13 protein-coding genes and 2 pseudogenes are annotated in these 7,557 nt (G+C 54.8%); 9 read left to right on the top strand and 6 right to left on the bottom strand.

Going from position 1 to position 7,557, the window contains the following annotated elements:
• The 6 genes and pseudogenes from K5R89_RS26350 to K5R89_RS26330 all read right to left on the bottom strand — a co-directional run.
• Window positions 1-332 (bottom strand): annotated as a pseudogene (locus K5R89_RS26350) (hypothetical protein); the annotation flags it as partial.
• A 192-nt stretch (window positions 333-524) separates the two neighbouring features.
• On the bottom strand, window positions 525-869 hold the full coding sequence (locus K5R89_RS26345; protein WP_217259475.1) for a DUF1064 domain-containing protein: 345 nt from the start codon (window positions 867-869) through the stop codon (window positions 525-527).
• Between the two features lie 125 nt (window positions 870-994).
• Window positions 995-1,765, bottom strand: a complete 771-nt coding sequence (locus K5R89_RS26340; RefSeq protein ID WP_217259476.1) for a DNA replication domain protein — start codon at window positions 1,763-1,765, stop codon at window positions 995-997.
• Window positions 1,755-2,933 (bottom strand): DNA cytosine methyltransferase, encoded by a 1,179-nt coding sequence (locus tag K5R89_RS26335; protein WP_217259477.1) that lies wholly within the window; start codon window positions 2,931-2,933, stop codon window positions 1,755-1,757. The genes K5R89_RS26340 and K5R89_RS26335 overlap by 11 nt, the downstream gene beginning before the upstream one ends.
• Window positions 2,930-3,133, bottom strand: a complete 204-nt coding sequence (locus tag K5R89_RS27655; RefSeq protein WP_025367983.1) for a hypothetical protein — start codon at window positions 3,131-3,133, stop codon at window positions 2,930-2,932. Before K5R89_RS27655 ends, K5R89_RS26335 begins: the two co-directional genes overlap by 4 nt.
• Window positions 3,134-3,279: 146 nt before the next feature.
• On the bottom strand, window positions 3,280-3,513 hold the full coding sequence (locus tag K5R89_RS26330; RefSeq protein ID WP_023285447.1) for a hypothetical protein: 234 nt from the start codon (window positions 3,511-3,513) through the stop codon (window positions 3,280-3,282).
• Window positions 3,514-3,667: 154 nt separating this feature from the next.
• Here K5R89_RS26330 and K5R89_RS26325 point away from each other — a divergent pair, with 154 nt between their 5' ends.
• The 9 genes and pseudogenes from K5R89_RS26325 to K5R89_RS26285 form a co-directional block, all read left to right on the top strand.
• Window positions 3,668-4,249 (top strand): helix-turn-helix transcriptional regulator, encoded by a 582-nt coding sequence (locus tag K5R89_RS26325; RefSeq protein ID WP_217259478.1) that lies wholly within the window; start codon window positions 3,668-3,670, stop codon window positions 4,247-4,249.
• A 221-nt stretch (window positions 4,250-4,470) separates the two neighbouring features.
• Complete coding sequence (locus tag K5R89_RS26320; protein WP_004164037.1) at window positions 4,471-4,620, top strand: hypothetical protein; 150 nt, start codon at window positions 4,471-4,473, stop codon at window positions 4,618-4,620.
• The gene (locus K5R89_RS26315; RefSeq protein WP_217259479.1) at window positions 4,617-4,916 is read left to right on the top strand and encodes a hypothetical protein; all 300 of its coding nucleotides are present in this window, start codon (window positions 4,617-4,619) and stop codon (window positions 4,914-4,916) included. The genes K5R89_RS26320 and K5R89_RS26315 overlap by 4 nt, the downstream gene beginning before the upstream one ends.
• Window positions 4,913-5,734 carry a PD-(D/E)XK nuclease-like domain-containing protein gene (locus K5R89_RS26310; RefSeq protein WP_042632443.1) on the top strand — a complete coding sequence of 274 codons (822 nt, stop codon included), beginning with the start codon at window positions 4,913-4,915 and terminating at the stop codon, window positions 5,732-5,734. The genes K5R89_RS26315 and K5R89_RS26310 overlap by 4 nt, the downstream gene beginning before the upstream one ends.
• Entirely contained in the window at window positions 5,731-6,612 is an 882-nt protein-coding gene (locus K5R89_RS26305; protein ID WP_048293170.1) for a RecT family recombinase, read from the top strand. Before K5R89_RS26310 ends, K5R89_RS26305 begins: the two co-directional genes overlap by 4 nt.
• A gap of 48 nt (window positions 6,613-6,660) precedes the next feature.
• Window positions 6,661-6,909 (top strand): AlpA family transcriptional regulator, encoded by a 249-nt coding sequence (locus K5R89_RS26300; RefSeq protein ID WP_217259480.1) that lies wholly within the window; start codon window positions 6,661-6,663, stop codon window positions 6,907-6,909.
• Between the two features lie 109 nt (window positions 6,910-7,018).
• The gene (locus tag K5R89_RS26295) at window positions 7,019-7,312 is read left to right on the top strand and encodes a PerC family transcriptional regulator (RefSeq protein ID WP_009485475.1); all 294 of its coding nucleotides are present in this window, start codon (window positions 7,019-7,021) and stop codon (window positions 7,310-7,312) included.
• The gene (locus K5R89_RS26290; RefSeq protein ID WP_004152545.1) at window positions 7,305-7,463 is read left to right on the top strand and encodes a DUF1317 family protein; all 159 of its coding nucleotides are present in this window, start codon (window positions 7,305-7,307) and stop codon (window positions 7,461-7,463) included. Before K5R89_RS26295 ends, K5R89_RS26290 begins: the two co-directional genes overlap by 8 nt.
• Window positions 7,460-7,557 (top strand): annotated as a pseudogene (locus tag K5R89_RS26285) (adenine methylase); the annotation flags it as partial. The gene K5R89_RS26290 and the pseudogene K5R89_RS26285, both read left to right, overlap by 4 nt.

The raw sequence follows: 7,557 nt of genomic DNA, 5'->3' as shown, positions 1-7,557 counted from the left end.
CTGTAGAGTGAGATGTACTTTGCAAACTCCTCCACCCCATCAGCCTTAATCCCGGCTACGATGCGATCGGTGGCGGGGGTTTCTGGCAGCGACATTTTGAAAGCCAGCGAGACGTCATCAAGGTCAATCCTGTCATACGTTGTGTGTCTTAATGCGATAGTGAGAAAATTCAGCACTGCATCGCCGGGGCCAAAAACATTCTTCAGCGCCACATTCTCCGCAGCCAGCTGCTGGTACGCTTTCGCCAGCTTCAGGAACTTCTGCTCTCTGATCGACAGCTCGCCTGCGCTCTCCAGGGAAGCGATGATCTCGTTTACTGTTGAGATGTTCATGCCGCCACCCACTCGATCGCCAGATAAGCCACATACAGGATGGCGACGATTGCCACCCAACCAATGATGTTTGCCACCATCACGAACAGCAGCAGTGACCGCCGACTGTAATTCACGAAATCGAAATCCATACTTACCCCCGCTTACCCGTTTAACTTATTGATTCAATTGATATCAATGAAGATCGTTGTTTTAGAACTCTTCGACCTTCCACCCGCCGCCGGCTTTTGCCGGGCGCTTCGTTACTCCGATGATCCGGAATGGGTACTGGTCGGCTGCGACTTTGGTTTTCACCCTGGCGTCGTCAGTCCAGAACCCCTTCACCTCATGCAATTCCATCTGGCCGTTTGCCAGCATCACGGCGAAGTCAGGCGTGTAGAACGTGTTGTCAGCCAGACGCAGCTTGATGCCTTCGAACCGGTACCAGGCGATTTCCCCGTAGCGCTTACGCAGCTCAAGGTTCTGGCAGTACGCCGTTTCGGTTTTGTTCATCTGGCCCGCTTTAAGCCGGCCAAGTGCCTGTAGTGTCTTTCGCATGATTTTTACCTTATTGGTAATTTATAACCATAAACGGATCAATATCAATAGCATTGCGCATATTTTATTACCTTTTTGGTAAACATTAAGGCGTAAAAAAATGCGCTTCCGCGCTGCGCTGGCTGTCAGGGCGCCGGGCCTCCCCTGAATCCCGGCGGGATCTCAGTATCCGGACGAGATATGGTATTCACATCTCGCTGCCCAGAGCCGCCTTTCAGCTCGAACAGCCCTTTCCAACCCTTCGCCATGCTCTGCTTCACAATCTGCATCTGCCGTATGTGGTTGCCGCCAGACAGGTTAATCAGTTCGGTGATTGCTGCGCCCTCGCTCCGTTCAGTTGGCGCGTAGGCTTTAAACCGCATTTCCGACCTGTAGGCCTTCCACTCATCCCAGGCTTCGGCATTGAGCTGTTCAGGATACGGATAAGATTTTTTTGGCTCCCTCCCCCTTGGGGGGTTAGGGGGGATCTTATCTTTTACTTCTTCCTCTTCCTCTTCCTCTTCCTCTGGTAACGCTTTTTGTAACGCAGCCAGCGTTACTTTCTGCGTTTCATTTTTTCGGTGTGCTGCAACCCTTCTGTTTGTAAGTGCCCGTTTTTTAGAGCTTTCCCCATTATGGCGCTCAAAGTTGGGGAGAATAAGCTTGTTGCCGTCGTAAGCGAGCCAACCAACAGCGATCAGTGCATCAGCGAATCCTGTAATAAAAGCGATACGGTCAAGCACTCCTTTTGTAACGCTGCCAGCGTTACCGTCGACAGTCTGCTGATCCGCCCATGCCCATATGCGAACGAGCTTACCGAGTACCGCGTCGGGGTCGATATTCAGGATTTCCGCTATCTGGAAAATCTCCGGCTTGTCTGGTGTGATCACCTCGACTTTTATCCAGCTACTGGCCATCCTGCACCCCCATGTAAGCGCGAATAAAAGCCGCAGCTGCCTGGGCGTTTATGGCGTTGCCGTACCCTTTCAGGCGGCCGACGCGGTTGCTGCTTGCCACTCTTGCCACCCCGGGCTCGACTCGTCCCATTCGTGCGGCAGCCCCATCAACCAGCGGGAATGTGCCGGGTTCAACTGGACGCCATTTGCCATCTCGACAAAAGAGCCAGTCCGCATCTCGCCAAAAACCGTTAACCTCGTGGGGCCGGTAATCCCCGCGAGGTCCTGCAGACGCTGCTGGGTCTTGCTCCCGTCCTGTCGATACATGTTCATGGCCGCATCCACTGATGGCGATCGAGTATTGCTCGTTGTCGGTGTTGGCCAGCCTGTCATGAACGCCTGGCGCGGCAGCTGGTCCAGTCGTTCCTTCCCGTCCCGCTGCGCAGTCATTCCCGCTGAGTCCTTCCAGTCGCGCGACGTTGGCGTTACCCAGCCCGCCATTCTCGCCGCCCCTCCCAATGTCGATCGCCTGTTCGGCGCATTGGCAGCGGCACCCAGCCCCCTGACCTGGTTGTTGTCGATCGTGGTTGGAGTCGGCCAGCCTGACATCATCGCCGCCGTTTGAATATTCATCCCGCCCTGGCGCCCGGACGCTCCCGCGCCGGTCACTGACGACGCTGTCGGCGTGGGCCACCCAGTAAGCTCGCTCTCTGATGTGCGGCGCACCGATGCCCGCTGACGTAAACGGCACAAGCCAGAAGGCGTATCCCATTCCTTTTAGGTCTGCTTGTACAAGGTCGAACCATGTGTTTGCGTTACCGCTTGCAACCTGTTCACCAAAGACATGCTGAGGTCTGCGCTCGCTGATGAGGTGGAAGAAGTGAGGCCAAAGGTGCCGCTCGTCAGTAAACCCATCTCCTTTGCCTGCCGCGCTGAAAGGCTGGCACGGGCAGGAGCCAGTCCAGACCGGGCGATCATCTGGCCATCCGGCGAGGCGGAGGGAATGAGACCAGACGCCGATCCCGGCGAAAAAGTGGCACTGGGTAAATCCTCTGAGGTCGTCAGGTGTGACATCTTCAATACTCCGTTCATCAACTTCGCCAGGGGCAATATGCCCGGCGGCTATGAGGTTACGCAGCCACTGCGCCGCGAATGGGTTGTTTTCGTTGTAGTAAGCTGAAGGCGTCATGCTGCCTCCCTGGCCTTTCTGGCTGCTTTCAGACGCTCCGATCTCATCTGCGCCTGCCGGCGCGCGCGCTCGTTATTGCACGTTACGCACTCGCCGCTGATGGTGTATCGCTCGCTGTCATGGCCATGCTTACACGCCTTCCCTGTGTAGAACCGGGTGAGCCCTTGTTCAATGGCCTCTCGCTGGGTAATTCGCTTCATCGACTTGCCCTCTTTCTGCATTTGTCTTTGGTAATTTTGCAGCAAGCCAAAAAAAGATCAACCGTATTTGGATAATTATTACCAGATTGGTATTCAGGGAGAGGCAGAAGCCGCCTGGGGGTGGCGGCGCGGGTGCGTTTTGAGGATTAACGTTCGTGGAACCAGAGGACCAGGTCGGATTTTGCGGTGATCCACTTACGGGATTTGCAGGCTTTAAACAGTCTTTCTAACAGAGGTTTACGTGGAATTCTTCTACGGCCAGTCAGGTGAACCTGAATGTAGTGGCTGGTCGTGCCGGCGTCACTTGCGAACTCTTCACGTTCTGCCGGAGAGAGGTCGAGCCAGCAGCGTTTGAAGTCAAATTTTTGCACATCGCTCATATTTTTTTAGTCCCGGACTAACTTTAGACAGCCTGATTATTACCAATCTGGTGTAAAAATCAATGACTGTTACCTTTTTGGTAAGTTTACCTTTATGGTAATATTCCATTAAATTTAATCAGTTAGGTAACAATTTCAGGCCAAAAAAATAGAAATGAAAAGCATCTACGACATACGACGCGACAACCTCAACGAGATAATCCGGAAGGATTTCGATAACACGCAACTCCGGTTTGCCGAGAGATTCAAAAAATCAGCGAATCTCGTTAACAGGTGGAGCAAAGGGACCAAAAATATCGGCGCAAGCGTCGCGCGCGAGATCGAAGCTTTCACCAGGAAAGAGCGATTCTGGCTGGATGTCGACCATCTTTCTGACAACCCGATCCTGCCGAAGATTATCGACCCGCAGGAATGGAGCGTAGAAAAGCAGGCAGCTTTTACCCTGGGTGTATGGATGGGAGAGCATCCGAATCTGAACTCAGAGAAAAAGGTTTCGGAAGCGGCCGGCATCGGTCAGGCAACCGTAAATCGCATCCTGAACGTAGAAGGCTCCACCAGCATTGGCGTACTGGCGGCTATCGCGCGGGCGTTCGGCCGCGATGCATATGAGCTGATCCTGCCGCCTGGCAATGCTGGTCTGATTGACTATGACCACCACGAATACGCCAGGCTGGCGCAGGAAGAGAAAAACAAGATCACCGCCTTCATCAAGTTCATCGTCAGCCAGAACCAGTAAACCTCTAATCTACCTGTCACTCCTGCCGGGGGGATAACTTCCCGCGCCTCATGCATTTACCAAAATGGTAAACTTTTCCTCGTCACATCTATTGACTAATTCGAAAATTGATCAGATTATTACCTTAACGGTAACAGCAGGGCGTTGAATTACCAGAAACCCACCACCTGGTGGCTTTCTCATACCCCTGATATTTACCAAATGGTAATAGTGAGGTGTGTATGCAATGGCAAATCATTAACGGCTGGTACTGCGTTACGGCATGCGGGCTGATGAGCTGGAAGTTTCGCACGCTGCCGGAAGCAATCAGCTGGGCGTTCGTCAGCAAACTGGCAGCAAAAACGGAAATGGGTATGGGGGTGAGCAAGTGAACATTCGGCAGATTAACAACCTGAAAAAAATCATGAACAACATCGACGGCGACTACCAGCTTAACCAGATGCTGTACGAGCGCCACGTCGAGCTTATCGACGCGATCAAGTTCCATCAGCTGCAAAAGCCATTCTACGAACTGGAGCGCAAAGGCGTGCGCAGCGAGATCCTGGAAGAGCTGATGATGAGCTCTGAGTTTGAAGAATGCCTGGCTGCGTATCAGCGGGAACTCACCGGCATCATTGCCAAGTGGGATCTGGCTGACCAACTGGATACGGCGAGGAACGCTGCATGACACCAGGAATTTACTTCGATATCAGCAACGAAGACTACCACGCCGGCGACGGCGTGAGTAAGTCGCAGCTGGATATGGTGGCGCTGAGCCCGGCCCTTCTGCAGTGGCAGAAATCAGCACCGGTCGATACCGAAAAGCTGAAAGCTCTGGATATGGGGACAGCCCTGCACTGCCTGCTTCTGGAACCGGAAGAGTTCGATAAGCGCTTCATCGTGGCGCCAACCTTTAACCGCCGAACAAACCAGGGGAAAGCGGATGAAGCGGCTTTCATGAAGGATTGCGAGGGGAGCGGGAAAACAGTTATGGAGGCGGAGCAGGATCGTCAGTTGAAGCTGATGCGTGATAGCGCAATGGCGCACCCGGCAGCGCGATGGCTGCTTGAAGCGGAAGGATTCTGCGAAGCCTCCCACTACTGGACGGATCCGGAGACTGGCGAGCTGTGCCGCATACGTCCGGACAAGCGTCTGAAGAATCACCCTGTTCTGCTGGACGTGAAGAAGGTTGCCGATATGGAGCGTTTCTCGCGCCACATTGAGGAATTCCGGTACCACGTACAGGACGCGATGTACCGCGAAGGCGCGCAGCAAACCACCGGCGATCCACATGGATTCTTCTTCCTTGCAGTGAGCGAAACCATTGACTGCGGCCGCTACCCGGTACGGGTGTTCGAACTGGATGCGCAGGACGTGGACACAGGGCATGCGCTCTACCGCCGGGATCTGAATACCTATCACCAGTGCCGCGAAACAGGCGACTGGGGTGGATTTGAAGTTATTAAACGCCCTGAGTGGGCACGTAAACAGGATATGTACGTATGAGCAACGACATCGCAATCACTTCTCAGCCTGGTGCTACCGTCGGCACCGCCGCGGCAATCTTCAGCCCGGAAGGGATGGATCGCCTGGTGCGATTTGCCACCCTGATGGCTGACAGCAAAGCCACTGTTCCGGCGCACCTGGCTGGAAAGCCAGCTGACTGCCTGGCGGTGACTATGCAAGCTGCGCAGTGGGGAATGAACCCGTTCGCGGTGGCGCAGAAAACGCATGTGGTTAACGGCACGCTGGGCTATGAAGCGCAACTGGTTAATGCGGTTGTCTCTTCCTCAAACCTTCTGGCCACTCGCCTGAACTACAAATGGGATGGCGACTGGTCAAAAGTAAGCGGGAAAACCGACAAATCTCCGAGCCTGACAGTGACAGTGTGGGCAACCCTTAAAGGCGAATCTGAGCCTCGCACCCTGACCATCAGCATGGCGCAAGCCGGCGTGCGCAACTCACCCCTCTGGGAGCAGGATCCTCGTCAGCAACTGGCTTACCTGTGCGTTAAGCGCTGGGCACGCCTGCACGCCCCTGATGTTCTCCTTGGCGTCTACACCCCTGACGAATTGCAGGAAGCAGCACCGCGTGTTGAGCGCGATATTACGCCAACACCAGCGACTGCATCCGGCATGAACAAGCTGATCAACACGAAGCCTGAACAACCGGCGGAAGAGAAACCAAAGAGCAGCGACGACCGCGATCCAGAAGAAATTCTGTGCGCTTTCACTGACGCAGCGATGAACTACAACACGCTGAAGGACCTGGACAACGCTTACAAATACGTTGCCAAAAAGCTCGCTAACGATGATGAGCGTCTGGCTAAAGCTACGGACGTATACAGCATCCGCCGCGAAGAGCTGAATCAAATCCCGATGTAATCACCACCGCGGCGCCGGGCGCGCCGCACTGAAAAAAGAGAGGTAACGATGAAAGGTGCATTAGGCAAAAATGAACTGCTGGCGGTGGTGCCTGTATCGATGAGCACTATCGACCGCATGGAGAAAAACGGGGAGTTCCCTAAGCGTTTCTGGATCACAGACAAGCGCTGTGCCTGGAACAGCGAAGAGATCGAGCGCTGGCTTGATGAACGTCAGCAGAACGGCACAACGGAGTTTGCTGGAAAAAAGCCTCCGGTTGAGCAGCGAGTATTTCGCCCGGTTGGTAATGCGGCGTGACGTCGCTGGCGAGGTACTGGGAAAGGTGGTCAGGATGGTTTCTGTACCTGGCCGCCGTATCCGCCTGGCTGTTCCTGCTGGCGGTAATTTTTCGAGAGGGTTGGATACGATGAATCGGATGGAAAAATACCACGCGGATTATGTCTCGCAGCGCAAAGCGCCCCCTCTTGTCGCCGTAACGCCGGCGGCAATGGAGATCGAGCAGCGCGCTATTGCTCGCGAGAACAAAGGCCAGTACCGCCTGGCCGCTCGCCTCTGGCTTGAGTGCATGGATGCGGCCACTGGCGAGGTTGAACGGGCCCGTATCGCTATACGCCGCGATCAGTGCATTGGCCGCGGGAACCGGCTTCGCCAGGGATGCTATGCCGGGATCTGCGCCACCGCCGGGGTGATTTATGACTAACCCACACGACAGCATTCGCGTTGGCAGTATCACGCTGGTTTATTCGTCCGTGCGCCGTGGCTGGCTGGCGCCCGGCGGACAGGTTATCCAGAACCCGCTGAAGGCTCAGCGCCTGGCGGAGCAACTGAATAGCAAGAAGGTGTCAGCATGAGCGGAAAATACACTCTGATCTATGCTGACCCTCCATGGATGTTCCGTGATAAAGCCGCCGACGGGAAACGTGGTGCCGGTTTCAAGTATCCGGT

Source organism: Klebsiella sp. TF21-TM, assembly GCF_019753495.1.
GTDB classification, from domain to species: Bacteria; Pseudomonadota; Gammaproteobacteria; order Enterobacterales; family Enterobacteriaceae; genus Klebsiella; species Klebsiella quasipneumoniae.
This window is presented reverse-complemented; position numbering and strand designations above follow the sequence as displayed.

Coding starts and splice junctions, on each gene's coding strand:
- K5R89_RS26320 (WP_004164037.1), top strand. CDS start 4,471: ATGCAATGGCAAATCATTAACGGCTGGTACTGCGTTACGGCATGCGGG.
- K5R89_RS26290 (WP_004152545.1), top strand. CDS start 7,305: ATGACTAACCCACACGACAGCATTCGCGTTGGCAGTATCACGCTGGTT.
- K5R89_RS26310 (WP_042632443.1), top strand. CDS start 4,913: ATGACACCAGGAATTTACTTCGATATCAGCAACGAAGACTACCACGCC.
- K5R89_RS26345 (WP_217259475.1), bottom strand. CDS start 869: ATGCGAAAGACACTACAGGCACTTGGCCGGCTTAAAGCGGGCCAGATG.
- K5R89_RS26295 (WP_009485475.1), top strand. CDS start 7,019: ATGAATCGGATGGAAAAATACCACGCGGATTATGTCTCGCAGCGCAAA.
- K5R89_RS26300 (WP_217259480.1), top strand. CDS start 6,661: ATGAAAGGTGCATTAGGCAAAAATGAACTGCTGGCGGTGGTGCCTGTA.
- K5R89_RS26325 (WP_217259478.1), top strand. CDS start 3,668: ATGAAAAGCATCTACGACATACGACGCGACAACCTCAACGAGATAATC.
- K5R89_RS26340 (WP_217259476.1), bottom strand. CDS start 1,765: ATGGCCAGTAGCTGGATAAAAGTCGAGGTGATCACACCAGACAAGCCG.
- K5R89_RS26335 (WP_217259477.1), bottom strand. CDS start 2,933: ATGACGCCTTCAGCTTACTACAACGAAAACAACCCATTCGCGGCGCAG.
- K5R89_RS27655 (WP_025367983.1), bottom strand. CDS start 3,133: ATGAAGCGAATTACCCAGCGAGAGGCCATTGAACAAGGGCTCACCCGG.
- K5R89_RS26330 (WP_023285447.1), bottom strand. CDS start 3,513: ATGAGCGATGTGCAAAAATTTGACTTCAAACGCTGCTGGCTCGACCTC.
- K5R89_RS26305 (WP_048293170.1), top strand. CDS start 5,731: ATGAGCAACGACATCGCAATCACTTCTCAGCCTGGTGCTACCGTCGGC.